Source organism: Actinomadura sp. RB99 (genome assembly GCF_014706005.1).
Classification (GTDB): Bacteria; Actinomycetota; Actinomycetes; order Streptosporangiales; family Streptosporangiaceae; genus Spirillospora.
Map to the genome: position 1 here is coordinate 1 of NZ_JABMCA010000058.1, position 21,395 is coordinate 21,395.

The 21,395-nt window shown below is 67.9% G+C and carries 15 protein-coding genes; 12 read left to right on the forward strand and 3 right to left on the reverse strand.

Annotation, left to right across the window (positions count from 1 at the left end; translation table 11 throughout):
- The first annotated feature begins 225 nt into the window (after positions 1–225).
- Both amrb99_RS36325 and amrb99_RS36330 read left to right on the forward strand, forming a co-directional pair.
- Complete coding sequence (locus amrb99_RS36325) at positions 226–924, forward strand: hypothetical protein (RefSeq protein WP_190864915.1); 699 nt, start codon at positions 226–228, stop codon at positions 922–924.
- A 144-nt stretch (positions 925–1,068) separates the two neighbouring features.
- Positions 1,069–1,227 (forward strand): hypothetical protein, encoded by a 159-nt coding sequence (locus amrb99_RS36330; RefSeq protein ID WP_190864917.1) that lies wholly within the window; start codon positions 1,069–1,071, stop codon positions 1,225–1,227.
- A gap of 83 nt (positions 1,228–1,310) precedes the next feature.
- Here the strand turns inward: amrb99_RS36330 and amrb99_RS36335 are convergent, their stop codons facing one another.
- Positions 1,311–1,943 (reverse strand): hypothetical protein, encoded by a 633-nt coding sequence (locus amrb99_RS36335; protein ID WP_190864919.1) that lies wholly within the window; start codon positions 1,941–1,943, stop codon positions 1,311–1,313.
- Between the two features lie 830 nt (positions 1,944–2,773).
- Between amrb99_RS36335 and amrb99_RS36340 the strand changes: the two genes are divergently transcribed.
- The 8 genes from amrb99_RS36340 (at position 2,774) to amrb99_RS36375 (ending at position 17,382) form a co-directional block, all read left to right on the forward strand.
- Positions 2,774–3,271, forward strand: a complete 498-nt coding sequence (locus amrb99_RS36340) for an HIT family protein (RefSeq protein WP_241756265.1) — start codon at positions 2,774–2,776, stop codon at positions 3,269–3,271.
- 783 nt (positions 3,272–4,054) lie between these two features.
- Positions 4,055–7,060 (forward strand): AAA domain-containing protein, encoded by a 3,006-nt coding sequence (locus amrb99_RS36345; protein WP_190864921.1) that lies wholly within the window; start codon positions 4,055–4,057, stop codon positions 7,058–7,060.
- Between the two features lie 110 nt (positions 7,061–7,170).
- Positions 7,171–7,905, forward strand: a complete 735-nt coding sequence (locus amrb99_RS36350; RefSeq protein WP_190864923.1) for an NUDIX domain-containing protein — start codon at positions 7,171–7,173, stop codon at positions 7,903–7,905.
- The gene (locus amrb99_RS36355; RefSeq protein WP_190864925.1) at positions 7,902–9,059 is read left to right on the forward strand and encodes a 5'-methylthioadenosine/S-adenosylhomocysteine nucleosidase; all 1,158 of its coding nucleotides are present in this window, start codon (positions 7,902–7,904) and stop codon (positions 9,057–9,059) included. Before amrb99_RS36350 ends, amrb99_RS36355 begins: the two co-directional genes overlap by 4 nt.
- Entirely contained in the window at positions 9,056–11,080 is a 2,025-nt protein-coding gene (locus tag amrb99_RS36360; protein ID WP_190864927.1) for a hypothetical protein, read from the forward strand. The genes amrb99_RS36355 and amrb99_RS36360 overlap by 4 nt, the downstream gene beginning before the upstream one ends.
- A 229-nt stretch (positions 11,081–11,309) precedes the next feature.
- Entirely contained in the window at positions 11,310–13,226 is a 1,917-nt protein-coding gene (locus amrb99_RS36365) for an MGMT family protein (RefSeq protein ID WP_190864929.1), read from the forward strand.
- A gap of 644 nt (positions 13,227–13,870) precedes the next feature.
- Complete coding sequence (locus amrb99_RS36370) at positions 13,871–16,555, forward strand: DEAD/DEAH box helicase (protein WP_347257001.1); 2,685 nt, start codon at positions 13,871–13,873, stop codon at positions 16,553–16,555.
- Entirely contained in the window at positions 16,552–17,382 is an 831-nt protein-coding gene (locus amrb99_RS36375; RefSeq protein WP_190864934.1) for an SWIM zinc finger family protein, read from the forward strand. Before amrb99_RS36370 ends, amrb99_RS36375 begins: the two co-directional genes overlap by 4 nt.
- Positions 17,383–17,471: 89 nt before the next feature.
- On the opposite strand, the gene amrb99_RS36380 is transcribed toward amrb99_RS36375, so the two are convergent.
- The gene (locus amrb99_RS36380) at positions 17,472–18,005 is read right to left on the reverse strand and encodes a hypothetical protein (RefSeq protein WP_190864936.1); all 534 of its coding nucleotides are present in this window, start codon (positions 18,003–18,005) and stop codon (positions 17,472–17,474) included.
- Between the two features lie 958 nt (positions 18,006–18,963).
- Positions 18,964–19,920: an NADP-dependent oxidoreductase gene (locus amrb99_RS36385; protein ID WP_190864938.1), complete on the reverse strand. Its 957-nt coding sequence runs from the start codon at positions 19,918–19,920 to the stop codon at positions 18,964–18,966.
- A gap of 75 nt (positions 19,921–19,995) precedes the next feature.
- Between amrb99_RS36385 and amrb99_RS36390 the strand changes: the two genes are divergently transcribed.
- Together amrb99_RS36390 and amrb99_RS36395 are read left to right on the forward strand one after the other, a co-directional pair.
- Positions 19,996–20,577 carry a TetR/AcrR family transcriptional regulator gene (locus tag amrb99_RS36390; protein WP_190864941.1) on the forward strand — a complete coding sequence of 194 codons (582 nt, stop codon included), beginning with the start codon at positions 19,996–19,998 and terminating at the stop codon, positions 20,575–20,577.
- A 95-nt stretch (positions 20,578–20,672) separates the two neighbouring features.
- Entirely contained in the window at positions 20,673–21,311 is a 639-nt protein-coding gene (locus amrb99_RS36395) for an HD domain-containing protein (protein WP_190864943.1), read from the forward strand.
- Positions 21,312–21,395 lie beyond the last annotated feature (84 nt).

Consider the following 21,395-nt stretch of genomic DNA (forward strand, 5'->3'; position numbering starts at 1 on the left):
CACGATCGGCACCTTCATCGACGGCTGGAACGACCGCTGCGAACCATTCTCCTGGACCAAAGACGCCGACGAGATCATCGCCAAAATCAAACGAAAAGAAACTATTCGAGCGAAACACTAGAGGATCCGTCTTTGTTCTGGCGCTGAGACCACTTCGGCTGCTGCTCGGATGGGCGGGCTTCTGTGCTTCGGGCAGCGTTGCTTGATCCATAACCGTCTGGGACGGTGGAACTGATCCACTCACCCGGCTCCGTGCACAGCAACGTCCGCCAGATCGGACGGACGCTGTCGCTCCGAAGCCGCCGCCGTACCGATTTGAGGACCCACGTGTGGCAGGAGCTGGACGCTGCCGTAGCCGCGAAGCTTTCGGCGGCCTCTGTCGACGAACGCACCGTCTTTGCGGCCGGGGTCGCCGAGCGGTTGCTGCAGGCCCACGAAGCGTTGCCGGCCGAGGACCAGCGCGCGTTCACCATTGGCCTGCGACCGCTGCTGAACGCGGTGTGGGACGCCGCCCTTGGCGACCAGACCGCTTTCCAGGCGATCAAGCACGCGCTGGGCACCTACTATTTGAGCGAGTTCTGCCACAACGACGGGCAGGACGGCCCAGGGGATGCAGATGAGCCTGCGGCGGCTGCGGTGCTGTATGCGGCGGAGGCCTACATGCACGGCTGTGTCGACTTCGCGGTCTGTATCAGCGGGCGTGCCGTCGAAGCCATGGATGAGCTCCTCAACGAGGGCGACATCGACGCCGACGACCCGGACGAAGTCCTCGCCGACGAACTACGTCGTCAGCTCAGGGACCTCGATTTAATCTCCACGTACTCAAGACAGCTCCGCCACGCACGATCGGGACTGAGCGTCGACACCACGGCCCGGCTGAACGACACCCTTCGCCCGCTCCTGTCCCGCGTCAACGATCGGTGATGTCCGTCTGGGCTTTTGCGGCTTGCGGGCACTGAACCGGGCGATGGGCTTGGTGGTGGTCCGGGTGACCTCGGCGAGGCCCCGGCCTGCGTGGGTCATGCGGAAGGTCCCGTCAGTGTCCTCGATGGTGACGGTCGTTCCGGCGTGGTGGATGTCGACCTGGATTTTCTGCCTGGCGATGACGAGTTGGCCGCAACTGTGCGCGTAGATCGTCATCGTCACCTCGATGTCGCCGTGCCCGACGATGTCGTGGGCGACGTTGGCGCGATGCCCAGGTGGAGCAGCAGCGAGACGCAGGTGTGACGAGGCATTCCCCGACCGTCGGGTCCTCAGTGTCCCAGGAGCGACCTGAGGCAGAACGGCGGATCGTCGTCGAAATGACCATCTCAGGGCTTCAGCGTTGCAGCGATCTTGCGTGCGGCGGCATAGACCAAGTTGAGCTGCCGACTCCGCTTGTCGTCGGGCGACTGTACCCGTACCTCCACCACAAGGTTGCGGACTCTGAAGACCACCTCGGCCCCGGAGTAGTGCAGGTAGCCGTGCAGGTTGGACTGCATGTACGTATACCTGGCGAACGCTTGCTCGCCAGGACCGGTCAGCGCACTGAAGAAGTGCTTGAACTTCGCGTCATTCTCGCTGAACGCCGGGCCGTGGGCCTCGCGGGCCAACGCATCGTACCTACGAACGGCTTCGGCCACCGCCCCACCGTCCGTCGACTTGGGAACCGCAGTGGCCCTCACCTCGTAGGTCTTATACCCCTTCCCCACCTCTCTGACATGCTCGCACGCCCCGTCGTGTTTGACCGGATCGGTGAAATCGCCCAGCGACTGCAGTAGCTTGCACGGATCGGGAGCTTGCGAGAACAGCGCTGAGTCCGTCAACGAGTCGGCAGGGCGGACCGGGGCAGTCTTCGTGAACGCCTCGGCGATCGGACCACCGATGGGCGGCTCGTAGAAGAACTTCCACCACGTTGCTGTTGCAAGCGTCAGCACCAGGATGAAAGCCGCCACTACTGCCACCGTGCAAATGATCACATTCCGCCGCACCTTGTTGATCTTGCCAGCTCGTCGGCTGGGGCGTGGCGTTTAGCCGGATCCGGTAGCCAAGACGAGACACCGGAGGCGAAGCGCCCCAATTTTGACGGAGGCTCTAGGTTGTGGCCGTGACCTGGGACTCTGCGCCGTTCCGGCGGGAGTGAAGGCTTCCTTCCCGACGGGTGGTGCGTGGCCGACCCCACCGTGGATCCGAGTGGTGCTGTACCAGGCCATGTACTCGCCGGCGACTAGCTCGGCACCAGACAGGTTCTTACGCGACCTTTCATCTGCGCCGTCACGGCCTAGGCAGGACCGCGAAGACCCAGGGCGCCGGTGGTTCGCATTCAGGTGACGGCGCGGCAAGCAGTTATCGTCGGAGTGTGGACGAGGCCGAGGCGACCGAGGATCTCTGACGGGACCACGGGCGCCGACGAGTCACCCCGAGCAAGACCGAGACACGTTGGCTTGTCTCATCGAGCACGACGCAGATCCGTTCGAAGTCGAGCTGTACGAGTTAGCGGCCGCCCCGCAAACGTTGCTCATCGACCGTGCCCAGCGGCTGACGCGCCGCGCAGCACGAACGGCACGTCCAGCGGTTGAAAGGACGACGTCGGCAGGTCGATCAGTGACGGCAACGACTGCAGCCAACCGGCACCGCGGACGTACGTCAGGCACCGCATGACCTCGGCGGGCGCCACCGACGCAGGAAGGTGGCCGCTTCTGAAAGGCGGAAGGGCTCGACACTATGCCCGACGTACTCCCCGCAACCGGCACCGCTTGCGAGTGCCGCTCCGGTCCTGAGGAGAGGATCGCGGATGACGACAGACCGGCAGCCCATGGACCATGAGGCGTACGAGACCCGGGCGCGCAGCGGACCTTGTTTCGTCTGCGCCTTCCTCGAAGGGGACCCTGACTACGCACACGAGACGATCTACGAGGACGACGAAACCGTGGCCTTCCTAGACCGGTGGCCTACTCTCGCCAGCAAGGTCCTGGTCGCTCCGAAGGCCCACGTCGAACACGTCGTCCGAGACCTCGACGAGCCCGCCTACACCCGGCTGATGCTGACCGTCCGGCGAGTAGCCCTGGCCGTCGAGTCGGTCATAGAGCCAGAGCGTACGTACTTGCTGTCACTCGGCAGTCAACAGGGCAACGCCCACCTGCACTGGCACATCGCCGGACTGCCTCCAGGCGTCCCCTACCGGCAACAGCAGTTTCACGCCCTCATGACCGAGAACGGTGTGCTCCGCATGCCTTCAGACGAGACCGCTGCGCTAGCCACCCGCCTCCGCCAAGTGCTCAACACACCTTGAGCCGCTCCGGAACTGCCTAGCCGCGCCGCGTCGAGTGCCTGCCGGATCAGCCGGCCGAGGCGGTCGGCGTCATCGAGGTAGACCAGACCGTCGAGTGTGCCCTCGACGTCGGGGGCGGCCGTGTAGAGGTTCGCCCGTCAGGTCCTAAGACTCGCCGCCGGCCACCGTCGTCTCGCTCCCCATGCCGGCAAGTATCGCCGGGCTCCGGATCCCGTCGTCCATGCAACGCCTCGACGATCATCACAGTGTTGACACCCGAGGAACGCCCGGTGAGTACGAATCGGCGAAATTCTCCTTCTTATGGCCTGATCTCCCCCTGCCCGCGCCTCACCTCTCGAGACGCCCCTTCATGGACGAACAGGGCATAGGAGCGGCTGAGCGGCGCTCGCACATCGACCGTTCCCGTCGAGAGTCGGCGTCACTACTCGACTCCATGTCAACTAACAGTCAAGGGCTGCAGGTACAGGGTTCAGCTTCTGGCACACTGCAAACTACTCGACAAGGAGCAAAGCCTCCTGTATATGTTACAGTCATCCCTTTTCTCAAGTATCGGTACGACCATTACCGGTCACCCGGAGACGCCCATGCGCAAGCACGGCCGCGGTAGCTCGCCCAGGTCGACACCCCTCCCGCAGGCCGCGAGGGCAATGGCCAGAGTCGGGCGGGCGAACCAGCGCTGAAAGCCCGCAGCAAGGCGCGGCTCGGCCGCGCACGTCACGTTCCACGGTGTCAGGGAAGGAACCAATGGCGGAGAGGCAACCCGGGCCATATCCCGTGGCCCACTTGCATCGTGCGCTGCAGTTGGAGATCGCAGCGACCCTGCACAGTGACATGACGAATGCCGAGAAAGTGTCCCTGCATGACGGTCGGCTCGTCCGGCAGTCCGGCGCAGAGCGGGAGTACCTGTTCTCCTGCAGAGGATGGAGGGAGTACTTCGCCAGCAAGGATCTGCTGATCCGAACGTCGCGGTCCCGTGGTCCGTGGGAGCACGTCGAAGTGGCGCGAATGCCGGATGGGAAGATCCGGGCCACCACGGAGGCGAACCTGGGCGCCAGGTCGGTGAACGCCCAACTCGTCGAGGATGACACCGCGGGCCTTGTGGCGCTGACCGAGCGATTGGAGCAGTTAGGCGCGGGGGCAGCGGCGATGAACCTCACCGCCGCAGGATGGCTGGTCGGTCAGGGCAAGCCGAAGATCGGACGATGCGCCGACACCGAGCGGTTCATCCCCGGGTTTCGGAACCGCCAGCTGAACACCCGGCAACGGCTGGCCGTGGAACGGGCGCTCGACAGCGAGCTGACCTTCGTCTGGGGGCCGCCGGGCACTGGGAAGACCGAAGTGGTCGCGAGCATCGTGGAGGGCTGTTACCGGCAGGGCCTGCGTGTGCTGTTTCTGGCCCCCACGCACGTCTCGGTCGACCAGGCACTGCTGAGAATGTGCGACCTGCTGGCTCGGGAACCCGAGTTCGAGTCGGGGCTGGTGCAGCGCGCCGGGGACATCGCCGTCGCATCGCTCGCCGAGAAATACGGAGAGCAGATCGACCGTGCTCGCATCGCCGACAGGCTGGGCGGCGAGTTGGACACCGAGATCGCGCAAGTCACGACCGAACTCGCTGCGGTACGCGGAGCCATTGCCCGCCATGACGAGGCGGCGCGTGCCACCACTGAGCGCCATGAGCTCGGGCAGCGGCTGGCGGCTGCCGGCCAGTCCGTCCTCGGTGCCGAGGCAGGGATGAAAACTGCCGCCGGGCAAATCGCGCGGGTGCAGGAGCAGATAGCCGGCATCGGAATCCCATCCGGGATGTTCGCTCAGCGCAAGCAGGCGAAGCTGGATGCGCTCGACGGCGAGCTATATCACCATCGCCTCGCCTGGGAGGCGTACCAGCAGCAACGCGGAGTCGCTTGGGCGGACTACCAGCGTTGTGAAGCAGAACTGGCCGCCGTCGATTCGGCCATGCCACGCATATTGGCCCAGGTGCAAGGGCTGCCGCCGGTGGCGCGGCTGCGGGAGGATGCCGGGCTACTGCAGCAGCGACTCGACGACCTGCAGAAGCAACGCGAAAAGATCGCGGACACGGTGCGGAGCCGCTGCCGCGTCCTGGGAACAACGGTGTCCAAGGCGGTTCAGACCCGCCGGCTGCTCGACGAGGTCGATGTGGTGGTCATCGACGAGGCCGGGATGGTCAACCTGCCGTCCGCCTGGTACGCGGCGGGCATGGCCCGCAAGCGGGTCGTCCTGGCCGGTGACTTCCGGCAGTTGCCCGCCGTCACACGCGGTTCGAACAACCGCAACGCATCGGCTCAAGACAGAGAGCACTCGCGGTCATGGATGGACCGGGACGCGTTCCACGCCGCCGGGCTCGTCGATCCGCAGGGCCGCGTCCGCGGTGACGACTCCAGGATGATCGCTCTCAACGAGCAGTACCGGATGCGCCAGGCGATCTGCGCGGTGGTGAACGAAGTCGCCTACCCGGACGCGCCGCTGCTGACCGGCCGAAAGGACGGGACGCGACTGCCGCCCTCGCCCCTGATCGACAACCCACTGGTACTCATCGACACCTCCAGCCGGGTCCCCGACCGGGGAAGGAGGAACGCCCATACCACCAACGCCGTCCATGAAGCGGTGATCCACGAGCTGATCCGGGGCTTGCAGTACGACACGGTTCTCCCCGCCCGCAAGCACACCGGCCTGGCTGAAGGGGAAGGGCCGGCCGATCGGCTCGCTGTCATCTGCCCTTATAAGAACCAGAAGAAGGTGCTGAACACGAGCTTGACGCACCGCTTCGGTGAGACCTACGACGGCGTGGTGGACACCGTCCACCGCTTCCAGGGAAGCCAGCGCCCGCTCGTGGTGATCGATACCGTCGCGGGAGCCGGCGACCGGCTCGGCTATTTCTACGAGGGCATCGGGCTGTCCTCGGCGACCTGCCGGCTGCTGAACGTCGCGCTGAGCCGCGCACAGGACCATCTCGTCCTGGTCGCCAACACCGATTTCATGCACCGCAACCTCAGCCCGGCCAGCGAGGCCGCTCGGATGCTCGAGTACTTCGAGCGGCACGCCCAGCGGCTCCCGGTCGAGGAACTCGTCCCGGTTCGCAGCGCCGCCGACCTGAGCGGCCTGGCCCCTGAAGAACTGGCGCGGCCCGCGTTCTTCCCCGCCGACGAGGTCTCCCGCGGCGTCGAATGGGACATCGCGCACGCCCGCCACAGCATCGACATCTACTGCGCCTTCCTCGCTGCGAACCCGGTGCGGTACTGGCTTCGGCGTCTCGAACCGCGGATCGCCGCCGGAGTGCGTGTCACCGTCCACACCCGGCAGCATGAACCCGGCACAAAGGACGCCGACCTCGTCGCGACCCTGCGGTCGGCCGGCTGCCAGGTCGAGGCCCGCGAGCGCATGCACGAGAAAGTTCTGATCCTCGACGACACCGTCCTCTGGCACGGTTCCCTGAACCTGCTGGCACACGGCGGTTCGACCGACCTCATGATGCGGATCACCGACTCGACGTCCTGCGAACGCGTCCGGCACATCGTCGAACGAGCCCGGATGGACCGGCCCGCACGCTCTTGGCAACCGGCGGCAACTCGATCCACGAAGGCACCCGCCGCAGATGGGATCTCCCCCGGCGACGTGGTCGACGGCCGCCTCTACCTGCGGGTCCCATACGGGGAGAAGGACGAGGCCAAGCGTCTGGTGCAGGCGAGGTGGGATCCCAGGCATCAGCTCTGGCACGTCGCGGCGAACGTGCCGAAGGCTCGCCTGAGCCGCTGGCTTCCCGATGACACGTGAAACGCCCGCTCCCACTCCCAATGAGACTTGCTGATCGGCCATAGAGCAGTAGCCGGCGGGGCAGCCCGAAGCCTCTTTTTGTCTAGCTGACAAAAAGCTACTCTCGCCGCATGAGCGACGACCACTGGACGCCGCCGGCCGTGATGCTCGCGGTCGACTTGGTGATCTTGACGCTGCGCGACTCGCGCCTGCACGTCCTGCTCGTGGAGCGTGGCGTCGAGCCGCACAAGGGCGCCTGGGCACTGCCTGGCGGATTCCTGAGTCACGCGGAGGAGGACCTCACCGCCGCTGCTCATCGCGAACTGGCGGAGGAGGCCGCCATGGACGTTGAGGCGCTGCATCTGGAGCATCTGGATGTCTACGGCACTCCGGGGCGTGATCCGCGCGGGCGGGTGGTGTCCGTCGCTTACCTGGCGATCGCACCTGGGCTTCCGGAGCCGACGGCCGGCACGGACGCGGCAGGCGCCCGCTGGCAGAGCACCGATCAGGTGCTCTCCGGCGAACTGGAACTGGCCTTCGATCACCAGAAAATCGTTGCGGACGGTGTCGAGCGCGCCCGAGCCAAGCTCGAGCGATCGTCCTTGGCGACGGCGTTCTGCGGCCCGACCTTCACGATCACCGACCTTCAGCGGGTCTACGAGGCGGTCTGGGGAATCCCCCTCGACCCCCGAAATTTCTATCGGAAGGTCCAGAAGTCCAGCGGCTTCATCATCGCGGCGGACACCGATCGCAAAATCACGGCTGGACGGCCGGCTCGGCTGTTCAAGGCCGGCCCGCGCAAGGACCTCTACCCGCCCATGGTCCGTCCGACCGAACCTCTCGACATGAAGGGGCCAGAAGGATGAGTGGCAGCACCATCGTTGTGCTCACGGCACTGGACGTTGAGTACGACGCCGTCCGAGAGAAGTTGCACAACCCGCGGTTGCATCGGCACCAGCAGGGCACCCGCTTCGAAGTCGGCCGGCTTGAGGGTGGCCGCTGCCGGATCGCGCTCGGGCTCGTCGGCAAGGGCAACCAGTCCGCCGCGGTCCTGGCCGAACGCGCTATAGCCGAGTTCTCCCCCACCGCCCTGCTGTTCGTGGGAGTGGCGGGCGCCCTGCACTCCCACATCGCTCTCGGCGACGTCGTCGTGGCGACCCATGTCTACGCTTTCCACGGCGGGACCAGCGAGGACGACGGTTTCAAGAGCCGTCCCCGTGTCTGGGAGGTGTCTCACGGCGCCGACCAGATCGCCCGGCACGTCGACCGCGAGCGCGCCTGGATGAGAAGCGGACGGGCAAAGCACCGCCAGCCCAAGGTGCACTTCGGGCCCATCGCCGCCGGCGAGGTAGTTCTCAACTCCACAGTTTCAGCGCACGCCGATTGGATTCGACGTCACTACAACGATGCGCTCGCGATCGAGATGGAAGGGGCCGGAGTCGCGCAGGCCGCGCATCTGAACAGATCGCTTCCGGTGGTCGTGATCCGGGGTGTCAGCGACCGGGCCGACGGAACCAAGGAGGCCACAGACCGCGAGGAATGGCAGCCGCGAGCGGTGGCCAACGCCGCTGCCTTCACCGCCGCCCTGGCCGAGAGTCTCACTACGGACGAAGCGGATCACCCACGACATGAGACGACCGGAACGACGGGGAGCCAGCAGATGGGTGACACGGTCCGCAACATCGCCAAGGACAACGCGAGAGTGGGCGTCCAGGCCGGCCACGTGCACGGCGGCGTCCACCTGAAGACCGACAAGGCCGCGCAGGCGGACCCGTCCGCTGCGCTCGCGGACCTGACCGCTCGGCTTGAGCAGGCGCGGGACACGGGAGTCATCGACGAGGACACGCACCGCGCGGCGCTTGCCGAACTCGACGACGCCCGCGAAGCCTTGCACGCGACCCCCCGGAACACGGGCGCGATGACACTCGCGCTGAAGAAGGTGCGCGGGCTCGTCGCAGACGTTGCCGCCCTGGCGGCCGAGGTGGCGAGCGTGCTCGGGCTCGTCCGGAACCTGTCATGACCGGGCCGGAGACGACCACGACCAACTACGCCGAGGACAACTCCCAGGTCGGCATGCAGGCGGGAGTCGTCCATGGCGACGTCACGATCTATTCGACGCCGCCAGGCGCCTCGCCCATGGAGAGGTTCGAGATCGGCGTGAGGCTGCTCGACGGCGGCCAGTCGAGCAGAGCGCGGGAAGTCATCCGCGAGGCCGTGGAGGCCGGCCTCACCGGCAACAGGGTGTGCTTCCACTGGCAACTCGCCCTCCTCAGCGGGAGGGCGTGGAACGAGATGCCGGACGCGGACGCCGCAGCGCTGCGGCAGGCGCCGTCCTTCTGCCGCCTGAGCGGCGGGGACGTCTGGGCGGACGGCGCGAAGACCGTCCTGCGGCTCATCGACGCCGCCGCCCGGCCCAACACCGACCTCCGGCCGCTGCTGAAGGACTTCGACAATCTCGCCGAACCTCAACGCGGCATGATCCTCCGGCACCTCGAACTGTTCCTCGAAGGGCCGCTGAAAAACGAGATCTGGGACCGCGCCCTGACCGAGGCTCGGAAAGAGCAGCTGGCGGACAGTCGCAGGGACCGCGTCTGGAAATATTTCCACCCCAACCCCGTCGGCCCTCGGTTCCTTCCGGTCCGACCGCCACTGGTACCAGCCGGTACACAGGCCCGGGCCATCTGCGGGGCGGTCGTCCTTGGCGGTGCGGCGTTCAACCTGGGCTACCTGCTCCTTCGGGATCTCCAGCTGCTCACGCTGCTCGTGTACGCGCTGGGCATCGGCGGTGGATTCTGGGCCCTGCACGCGGGCACCGAATGGCATTACCTCACAGAAAGACTCCGCGCGAAGGACAGGGAGTTCAGGCGGCCGCGGGAGCTACCGTCCCGCGCGAAACCCTCCGGCTTCGCCGGCAAGGTCGACCAGCGCTTCGACCACTACTTCGCCAGGTACGTGCCACGCAATGCGAGCCGTCAGACCTGGCTGGACGGCACGGTGGGCATCCGTAGGCGCCTCCGGGACGAGATGGTCGAGGTCTACCGGGAGCAGCGCACCAGCGTCGAGCAGATCGCCTGGCTGATCCGGTACCGGGTGAGCGAGGTCCGCCGGCAGTGGGAGAACGGAACGCTGTGGGACTACCGGCGGGAACTCGCCGTCCCGCTGAGCACGAAGGCGGCGACCCTGCTCGGCCTCGCCGCGCTCGCCTCCGGGACGATCTGGGCGGTGGCGGACGCGACGCGGACGGCGCCCACGAACGCGGCGGTGTCAGCGCTCCTGGCGCTCGGGGCCACGGTGGTCGCCGCCCGCGCCCGAATGCGGATCGTCGCGGAAGCCCGGCGACACGCGGCGGACGTCGCCGAGCAGCGCCGAATCGAGGAGGGCTGCCGGGCGGCCTTTGAACGCTGGAAGCGCAAGCTCGCCGACAAGCCGACCGACCCGGAGATGGCCGTCTGGCTGGACCGCGACCGGAAGGTTCTGCTAAGTGATGCCCTGCGCCATTACGGCCTCACGATGAGCAACGTGATCGCGCACGCCTTCATCGAGGCGCCCGGGTCGTCCACTAAGCGCGCACGGGTCCGCAAAGGCCCCTGGCGCTATACGCACTATCGCCTGCTCCTCTTCGTCCTCACCAAGGACGGGGTCCGCCAGGTCACCGCTGACCTCGACTTCGAGCGGGGGACGTTCCACGACCGAGCCCGCACAAATTACCGCTACGAGGCCGTGGCAGCCGTCCGGGTAAACCAAACCGATAACGGCGACCACAGTTTCGAACTCGCTCTCGTCAACGGAGAGCTGGTCAAGGCCAAGATGTTGGCTGCAGCGATCGACGAACTCCAGGTAGACGAAACCCTTGCAACAGTGTCAGAGACGACGCTGGATGCCGCCGGCCTGGGCCACACGCTCCATGTTATGGAGGGGATCGCAGCAGAGGGCAAGCGTTGGCTCGAACAAGAACGCCGACGAAGGGCAGATCGCCAAGACCGCGCAACCGCTTGGACGGCCGCCCCACCACAGGCACCAACAAGACCACCGCGCACGTGAAACCGACCGCGACCGCCGTGTCGGAGTCGGAGGCAACCGGGGCGTGAGCCCTGACCGTCGTCGGCTCGTTTCACGGCATCGCCAGGCAAGCCCGAAGTCGTACGACATAGGTGTCGAGTGATCCGTGGTCATGTGGGCGCGATCCGTGCTAAATGTCAACGGCAGGGCCGGTTCTGCCTCATGCCTATGGCCCGAAGCACCGCCCGCCCCCGACATCATGGAGCCCCCGATGTCCTTCGCCGAGCACATCGCCCCGATCTTTCGCGCGGCCATGGAGGTCCTGCGGGACGCAGAGCGTCCGCTACAGCCCGCGGAGGTGAGGGAAGCCGTCGCGGCACGGCTCACGATTGATCCGGAGCACGAGAAGCCCAACGCGCACGGCCAGATTCGCTGGCATTCACAGCTCGGCTTCCGTACCGGAGAGGCAGCATCGATCGGCTGGATGACCAAGAGAAACGGCTGGGCGATCACTCAAGCCGGGATCCGGGCTCTGGAAGACTTTCCAGGAGACGAGCTCTATCGGGCGTTGGGGCGCCAGTACCGCGCTCGGCGCCAAGCCAATGAGACCCGGACTTATACCGACCCTCGATGGAAGCAGGTGCGCGAAGCGCTCGCACGGGTGACGCCTGGGATGTGGACGACCTATGGAGACCTCGCTGAACTGGTGGGCATGGCGGCCCAATCGGTAGGCGGGTTCATGGCCGAGTCCGGGGCCCCGGGCGCACACCGTGTTCTGCAGGCGAACGGCAAGGTCTCACCGGGGTTCCGCTGGCCAGACCCGGAGCGAGCCGACGACCCGCAAGCCGTGCTCCAGCAAGAAGGACTCAAGTTCGACAACGCCGGCCGCGCCGATCAAGCAAAGCGGATCACCGTCGACAGGTTCCGGAAGATGTTCCCGGACGCGAAGGTGCCTACGTCCCCCACCGAGACTCAGGATGACTCGAATGGGCTTCCGGCCCCGTTCGACCAGTTCCAGCAGAACATCAGCTACGCACGCCAGCTCATCCAGGGCGGGCGAAACCTGGAGCACCTCAAGGTGGGCGCCTTCGACGTCACCGACCTCTACCGAGCGGCCTGGAGCCAGGCCGTAGCGGCAATCGATCACTGGGTCACCCGGGAGATCGTCGACCGAGGCGTCGTCCTCGCGCTGCGTCCCGGGATACCGCGCCCCGCCAAGTTCGACAAGCTGACCATGCCCGTGGCGGTGTTCGAAAAGATCCATCATTACTCCGAACCGCTGGCCGAGGTGTTCCGAGCCCACCTCGAGCAGGAGTTCGAGTTCAAGACTTTCCAGAGCCCTGAGAAGATCCAGGAGGGATTCGCGCACGTCAGTGAGGTCAAGCTCTGGGTGAAGGTGGCCGAGATTCTCACCGGGCAGGATCCGAGCTCTCCGGTGACCTCCGATGAGGTGCGGGCGAGGATGCGAGAGATCGCTCGCCGCAGGAACAACATCGCCCACACCGCTGACCACAATCCTGATCAGCCCGAGCAGAAGCTGCACATCACGGCCAGCGAGGCGGAACAGACCATCGATTGGCTCGAGTCGATAGCGCTCGCCATCCAGCAGGCTCTCGGAGATCCCCCGCCACCGACGATCGATTACGACTCCGCGCCAACGGAGGCAGGGACCCTGGGACCGGCCCCAGAGCCCGTCGGCGAACGCCTCGACGACACCTCACACGCGAAACGCGGATGGGGCGAGGAAAGCCTCCTCCAAGTCATCAACCGGTACTGCCCTGACAAGGTTGCACATGCGCTGCTAGAGGTGTACAGACACGCTGAACGGCATGTCGCGTTCCGCGGTTACCATTATGGCGAAGGCGCATACCCTTCAGTCACAGCCCGGTTCAGCGTCGGCACTGACGAGGCTGCAGCCTGGAGCATCTACATCGGCGTCACGAAGGCCCTACTTTCAATCAACTTCGGCGAGCTGCGAGACCATGGAGTCTCGGCGCAGACGCTCTCCCAGCTCGCAGGAATTCTGTCACGGCTTCCAGGCTGGACCGATGTGCCGCGACGCCTGAAGAAGGCGAACTACGCTGCACGTGTCTCGATCGAGTCCGCCGCGCTGGCCGAGCCCAACACGGCGAACGTCGTCCTCGAGGCGTTCAACGCCCTTCTGGCGGCATCGAGCGACAGGTCGTGAGCGAAGACCCCAGACACAAAGGGAGGCTCCGTGCCAAATACGCGCCGAAGGCACACCCAGAGCTCACGGCACGAGCGCTTTGAGTACGAGTGTCAGTGCCAGTTGCTGAGACAGCCCCCAGAGCTCAACCTGATTGTCGTTGACTTGGCCCGCGAGCACCGCGTCCGCAGCAGCGGTCCGCCCACGTGCCGGTTCGTGGGCAGCCGGCCCGCTTGCCGAGCAGGAACGCACCGAGTTCGTCCATGTCGTCGCCGGTGACGTGATCGGCGCCGGGGGAGAACTCGGCGCCGGCCAGGGCGTGGCCGTGTGAACGGCGCGGAGCAGCATACCCTCGTGGAAGTGCTTCCGGGTGGGAAGGGTCGATCGCTGTGCTTGTGGCGCACGGGAGTTGGTCCGGTGAACGGCTCGTGCTGTGGGCGGAGCGGTCCGGTGAGGTGACGCGGAGCACCTCGCGGGCGAAGGTCAGACCGCACCCGTTCGCGGCGTCCTGCGCGGACCTGGTCAGTGCCTTTCCCGAGGTGAACGGCGTGGAGGGGCAGGTGACGCTGACGCTGCCGGGATCGGCGGGATCTCCGTTGGCCTCGCCCGGGTGCGGGGTGGCGGTGTCCGCTCGTGCGCCTCGTCTGGGTCGGTGGCGGGTTCCTGTGCTGTTCGTCGAGGCGCCCGAGGCGTTCGCGCTGCTGACGGACCGGTCGGTCGACGAGAAGGCCGGCGCGTCGCTGCGTTACCTCGTCGCAGTCGCGGCGCGGGCCTGTGACCTGGTGCGGCGCGGCCGCGTCCTCCCCCAGCTGGTGCGGGAGCCCGGTGGGTTCGCGGCGCGCTGGCGGCCGGTGCTGACCGGGGACGATGCGCGGTGGTTCCGCGATACGGCGGCGGCGATGCCGCCGGTGGGCCGGGCGGTCGAGGAGGAGCGCCCGTCGGCGCACGTGCTGATCGAGGCACTGGTGTGCCTGGTCGACGCCGCCGTCCGCGCGACGCTGCCCGGGCCGGTCGTCGGCGGCCGCCGTCCGGGCGTGCGATCCGCGCTGCCCGACCGGTGGGCGGCGGCGCTGACCGGCGCGGACGGTTCGCTGCCGGGCGTGCGGGAGGATCAGGCGCAGGAGCTGGCCGCCGCGCTGCACGCGTGGTTCACCGACGCGCAGGCGCTGGACCAACCGGTGCGGACGTGCTTCCGGCTGGCCGAACCGGACGGCGGTCCAGGCGGCGATCCGGACGGCGGTCCAGGCGGCGATGACGACACGTGGCGGCTGGAGTTCGCGTTGCAGTCGGCCGACGACCTGAGCGTCTACGTGCCGGCTGAGGAGGTCTGGGCAGACGGCGGACGAGCCGAGGAAACGCTGCTGGCGGGACTGGGCCGCGCCGCGCGGCTCTACCCGGCGCTCGACCGCGCGCTGCAGCGTGCCCGGCCGTGCGCACTGGAGCTGACCACGGCCGAGGCGGCGGCGTTCCTGCGCGACAGTGCGGCCCTGTTGCAGGCGGCCGGGTTCGGGGTCCGGCTCCCGGCATGGGCGGGTCGGCGGCGTGTCGGGCTGAGGATGACGGCGCGGCAGCGCAAGGGGCCGGGTTCGACGGTCGGGCAGGGGTTCGGGCTGAAGGAGCTGCTGGACTTCCGGATCGACCTGGCGATGGACGGGGAACCGATCGGCGAGGAAGAGCTGGCCGAACTCGTCCGGCTGAAGGTACCGCTCGTGCGGGTGCGGGGGCAGTGGGTCGAGCTGGACAGCGGCCAACTCGATGCGGCGCTGCGGGTCCTCCAGGAGCGGGGCCGGGGTGAGATGACCGTGGCCGAGGCACTCGGTGGGATTGCGCTGGCGGGGGAGGAGGACCTGCCGCTGGTGGAGGTCGACGCCGACGGGGTGCTGGGGGACCTGCTCTCGGGCGAGACCGACCGCCGGCTGGCGCCCGTCCCGACACCGGAGACGTTCCGCGGCACGCTGCGTCCGTACCAGGAGCGGGGGCTGGCATGGCTGTCGTTCCTGTCGGGGCTCGGGGTGGGCGGCATCCTGGCCGACGACATGGGCTTGGGGAAGACCGCCCAGACGCTGGCGCTGCTGCTGGCCGCACCGGGCCGGACCCTGCTGGTGTGCCCGATGTCGCTGGTGGGGAACTGGCAACGGGAGGCGGAGCGGTTCGCGCCGAGCCTGCGCGTGTACGCCCACCACGGCCCGGACCGGGACGTCACGCTCGCCCACGAGGCCGATCTGGTCGTCACCACCTACGGAACGGCACTGCGCGACCGGGAAGCGCTGGCGGCGGTCGAGTGGGCGCGGGTCGTCTGCGACGAGGCCCAGGCGATCAAGAACAGTGCGGCGAAGCAGGCGCAGGCGGTCCGCGCGATCCCCGCGCCGTTCCGGCTGGCGCTGACCGGTACCCCGGTCGAGAACCACTTGGCCGAGCTGTGGGCGCTCATGGAGTTCACCAACCCGGGGCTGCTCGGTCCGGCCCGTCGGTTTCGGCGGCGGTTCCAAGAGCCGATCGAGGCCCGCGCCGACGAGCAGGCCGCCGCCGCGCTCAAGCGGGCGACCGGCCCGTTCGTGCTGCGCCGCCTGAAGACCGACAAGTCGATCATCTCCGACCTGCCTGACAAGCTGGAGATGAAGACCTGGTGCACCCTGACGCCCGAGCAGGCCACCCTCTACCAATCGGTGGTGGAGGACATGATGGCCCGTATCGACGGCAGCGAGGGCATCGAGCGGCGCGGGAACGTGCTGGCCGCGATGACCCGGTTGAAACAGGTGTGCGGGCACCCCGCGCTGCTGCTCAAGGACGGCTCGGCGCTGCCGAGCCGGTCGGGAAAGCTGGCGCGGCTGGAGGAGTTGGCCGCGGAGATCGTCGAGGAGGGCGACAAGGCGCTGGTGTTCACCCAGTACGCCGAGTTCGGCACGGTGCTGCAGCCGCACCTGCAAGCCCTGCTGGACCGCCCGGTGCTGTGGTTGCACGGCGGCCTGACCAAGCGGCGGCGGGCCGAACTCGTGGACCGCTTCCAGCACGACGTCGGGCCGATGGTCTTCCTGCTGTCACTGAAGGCGGCCGGGACCGGCCTGAATCTGACGGCCGCGAATCACGTGATCCACCTGGACCGCTGGTGGAACCCGGCGGTGGAGAACCAGGCGACCGACCGGGCGTTCCGGATCGGCCAGACCCGCAACGTGCAGGTCCGCAAGTTCATCTGCCTCGGCACCCTGGAGGAGCGGATCGACGAGATGATCGAACGCAAGCAGGCCCTGGCCGAGCGGGTCGTCGGCACCGGTGAGGACTGGATCTCGGAGCTGTCCACCGACCGGCTCCGCGACCTGTTCGCGCTGGACCAGGAGAAGGCGGTGACATGAGCCCTTGGTTCGAAGCGTCCTGGCCGATCCAGGTCGAGGGCGGGCTCAAAGCGAGATCGCGGCGCGGCTCCATCGGTGCGCAATGGTGGTCGCGGCGGTTCATCGACGTCCTGGAGGACATCTGCGACCCCGGTAGGCTCTCGCGCGGCCGCGCCTACGCCCGCAAGGGCCAGGTCCTGTCGCTGGAGGTCGCTCCCGGCGAGGTCCGCGCGCTGGTGCAGGGGTCGCGTCCCCGCCCCTACAAGGTCGCGCTGCGGATCGACGCCTACGACGCGGACGAGTGGGGGGACCTGACCGACGCGTTGGCCGCGCGGGCCGTCCACCGCGCCAAGCTTCTGGCCGGAGACATGCCGCCGGAGATCGAGCAGGTCTTCGACGACCTGGAGCTGCCGCTGTTCCCCGACGGCTCCGAACTGGAGATGGACTGCTCCTGCCCGGACTGGGGATGGCCGTGCAAGCACGTGTCCGCAGCCCTGTACCTGCTGGCCGAGGCGTTCGACGACGACCCGTTCCTGGTCCTGGCCTGGCGGGGCAGGGCCAGGGAGGACCTGCTGGACGACCTGCGCAGCGCCCCCACCGATGAGGAGCCGCGACGCCCCGGATTGCTCGATGTGGAGGACGCCCCGTTCGCCGAGCGCATGGAAGACTTCTTCACCGGCGGACGGGTGCCGCGCGTCGCCCCGGCCCCCGCCCCGGCGGACCTGCTGCTGCGCGCTCTGGAGCCTCCCCGAGTCGAGGTGCGCGGCACGCCACTGCTCGACCTGCTCGATCCCGTGTACCAGAGTCTCGCCGCCCAGGACGAGGAGGACCCGCTGCCGGGCCCCTGAGCGCGCCCGAGGCGTCGCGGCGAGGATCAGAGGAAGCGCGTGCTCTCGGCAGCGCCGCCGGCAAGCCCCAACCCCCGTCCTGGTCGCCGCTAAGCCTCTACCAGCTTCACAAGGGCTTCCCGCTTGCCTGAAGGGGCGTCACGCAGCACCTGTCGAGCACGCAAAAGAGCATCCACATCAGCAGTGGCGGCGGCGACCTCTGCAGCAACCGAGTCGATCTTTCCGAGTCCGGCGTCAGCAAGCCAGCGAGACACCTGTGCCCAGGAGTACAGCTTGACGCGACTTCCGCGATGGATGACGGGAGCGGGAAAACCTCCAGGCCCGCGTTCGCCGGTCGTCCAATGCCCGACCGCTGCGGCGGACCTGCTGGTCTTCTCGGCGATGTCGTCGATGGTGACCAGGTCCTCCATGACACCGGTCACCGACAGCCCACTGCGCTCGCTGTCGTCGATGGCCGACAGGATCGCCCTGATCGCGTTGGGCGCCTCGCGTGAGAACAGGATGGTGCCACCCTGCTCGTCACCGGAAAGCTGACCGTCACCGCAACGCGCGTACAGCCGCTCCGCGGCCTCCTCAAGGTCGCTGACCGGACCGACTTCAAGCTCGAACCAATAGATGCTCATCAGTCCCTCCCTTCCTGCTCAGCCACCTTGGCGTTGTGCTGTCGCATTCGTCTCCGGATCTTCTCTGCCCCGTGTTCGTCGACGTCAGGAGTTCCGTTGATCGAGAACGGAGGCGTACAGCAGCCAGGTCCGCCAGGGCAGGACGCTCTCGCATAGGCGTGAGCCCGTCCACTCGTGTACGTGACCTTCCACCCGGCTTCCTCCAGCTCCTTGATGGCCGCCCGCGTGTGCTTGCCTGGCATGTAGATATTGTACTACTCATGTAGGGCTAGGCTAACATCCTCGTCCGGCGACACCCAACGGAGTTCTCCCCCAGGGCCGCATGGCCCTGGGGGAGCACAGCCATGCGTGCCGTCTAGTCCAACCAAGGTCGAAGCGGCCGCCGTGTCGCATGGAGCAATTAGACCCCCTGGTCTGCGTCGGACCGTAGGTGGGCGGCCCAGGCGATGGGGCAACCGTGGATGCCGCCGGCCGCCCGACCAGACCGCCAAGCAAGGCGAGCTCCGAGTAGTCGATTCGTAGCACAGCGTGATAGCTTGGCGAGGAACACAATCCGCTTATCGGCTTCTCGCTCGTGAGCGAGCTGGGTTTTCGCAGGTCAGTACAGCGCTGGGACGCTGTGACCTGAAAAGCGGAGGGTCGGCGGTTCGACCCCGCCCCTGCCCACACTCGCAAGCAGCACAAAGGCCCGGTACCTCATCAGGTGCCGGGCCTTTTGTACAGCAACGGTCTCAGCCGAAAAGCGCATCATCCAGCTTTCCGAGGGCCGTCCGCTTCTTTTCCGGGGCCGCATGCGCGTGGGTCGTCGTGGTCACTTCGATGTCGCTGTGCCTGACGATGTGCGGCGGGACGCGGAGTGTGTCGGCGATCGGCTGGTTGTGCGCGATGCGTGAAATCTTGGTGGGCGGGAGGGTGTCGCCGGCTGGTCGGTGACGACGGCGGTCGTGGCGGTGCTGGTTTAGAGGTCTATGACTACCTTGCCGTGGACGTGGCGGCCGGCTTGGAGTTCGGCTGCGCGGCGGATCTGCTCGAGCGGGAAGGTCGCCGTGATGGGCACGCGGAGCCGGCCCGCCGCGACCAGGCGGGCGATCTCTTCCAGGGCGCCGGGGGCCGCGTTCGCGCCGTTGGCCGCGGGCACGCCGTCGACCTGCGCGGCGATGGTGCAGATGCGGCCGTCCGGGACGCCGAGTTCCCTTGCGGCGTGCGCTGTCTCCGTCCCGTGCAGGTCGATGGCGGCGGTGACGCCGCCGGGGGCGAGGGTTCGGACCCGGTCGGCCAGGCCGTCGCCGTAGGCGACCGGGTCGGCTCCGAGATCGCGCAGGAAGTCGGATGACGTGGCCGATCCCGTCCCGATCACGCGAGCTCCCGCGATCCGGGCCAGTTGGACGGCGAACACCCCGACCCCGCCCGCCGCGCCGCCGATCAGCACCGTGTCGTCCGGGCCGGGGTCGACCAGGGCGAGGGCGGCGGCTGCCGTGCGGCCGGCGATCGTGAGGGTGGCGGCGGTGCGGTCGTCGACGCCGTCCGGAGTGCGATGGGCCTCGTTCGCCGCGGTCCCCCCGGCCGCGTCGATCACCACGAAGTCGGCGACGGCGCGGGACAGCGCGCCCCCGAACACCCGGTCGCCGGGTGCGAAGCCGGTCACCCCGTCACCGGCCTGGTCGACCAGCCCCGCATAGTCGGTCCCGAACCCGGCCGGGAGGCTCAGGCCGAACCGGGCGGCGGTGTCCGCGTCGGCGGTCATGATCCAGTCCATCGGGTTCAGACCGGCGGCGGTGACCCGCACGCGGATCTGTCCCGGACCGGCCTGCGGAGCGGGGACCTCGCGGACGTCCAGCACTTCGGGTCCGCCGAATGAATCGAGCCGGACCGCCCTGCTCCCGCCCGCCGGCGGTTGATCGCTCTGTTCCTGCATGGACGTCCCTCTTTCTGAAACGGACTATGCTCCGTTTCCATGGACGACCGTAACACAACCGGAGCGTGATCCGTTTTGGCTGAGGCGGAGAAGCGCGCGCCCCGGGCGGACGCGGCCCGCAACCGCGACCAGTTGCTCGCGGTGGCGACCCGCGTGTTCGTGTCGGCCGACGCCGAGCCGTCGATGCGTGCGATCGCCCGCGAGGCCGGGGTCGGCATCGCCACGCTCTACCGGCACTTCCCGACCCGCGAGTCGCTGGTCGACGCGGTCTACCGGGACCAGGTCGCGCGGCTGACGACCGGCGCCCGCGAGCTGCTCGGCCGGCTGCCCCCGGCCGCGGCGATGCGGCGCTGGATGGACCTGTTCGGGGACTGGATCGCGACGAAGAACGGGATGCTCGACACGCTGCTCGCGATGATCGAGTCGGGCGAGATCGCCCATGCGCAGACCCGGAGCGAGCTCCTGGCGGCCATCACCGCGATCCTCGACGCCGGTCGCGCGGCGGGCGACCTCCGCTCCGACGTCGCCGCCGACGACATCGCCGCCGCCCTCATCGGCATCTTCACCGTGGCCCCCCGGCGCGAGCACGAAGCCAAGGCCGGTCGCCTGCTGGACCTCCTGATGGACGGCCTCCGGCCCGCCGTGCGGTCGGCCTGAGGCCGGAACGAGGCGGTGGCCGACGGCGTCCGGGCGACATCCGAGCGGGTAGCACCGGGTATGGGTAGGGTCGGCACGCTTCGGGGGAGGTCGATATGGCGGAGGTCATCGCGGGGTTGGCGGTTCCCGAGACGGCGGCGGTCGCCGACGCGACCGGCCTGATCCGGGAGACGACCGGCCCTTTCCTCTTCCACCACTCCCGGCGGGTCTTCTTCTTCGGTCTGATTCAGGCGCGAAAGCTCGGTGTGGAGCCGGACCCGGAGCTTCTCTACCTGGCGGCCATGTTCCACGACGCCGGGCTCTTGAATCCCTTTTCCGACGTTGAGCAGCGCTTCGAAGTCGATGGCGCCGACCACGCGCGCAGGTTCCTTCTGGACCGGGGGTTCTCGACGGCGGCCGCTCAGACCGTCTGGACGGCGGTCGCGCTGCACACCACGCCGGGCATCCCCGTCCGGATGGGCCCGGAGATCGCGGCCACGCACCTCGGCGTCCTGACCGACGGGATCGGCTTCGGGCTGGACGGACTGGAACGCGAGCAGGTGGACGAGATCCTCGCCGTCCACCCGCGCGGGGACTTCAAGAACGAGTTCCTGCGGGTCTCCGTCGAGGGGCTCAAGGACCGTCCCGGCACCACGAACGGCACGGTGAACTCCGATCTGCTCGAACACTTCGTCCCCGGCTTCCACCGGACGACGATGGTCGAGCGCGTCCTCGGCTCACCGTGGCCGAGCTGACAGGACGCCTGATCAGGGCCGTGTTCGTGGTGGGTTGGTCGTTGCCGAGCGGGTATCGGGTCGATGTCGGCCCAGCCTCAGCGC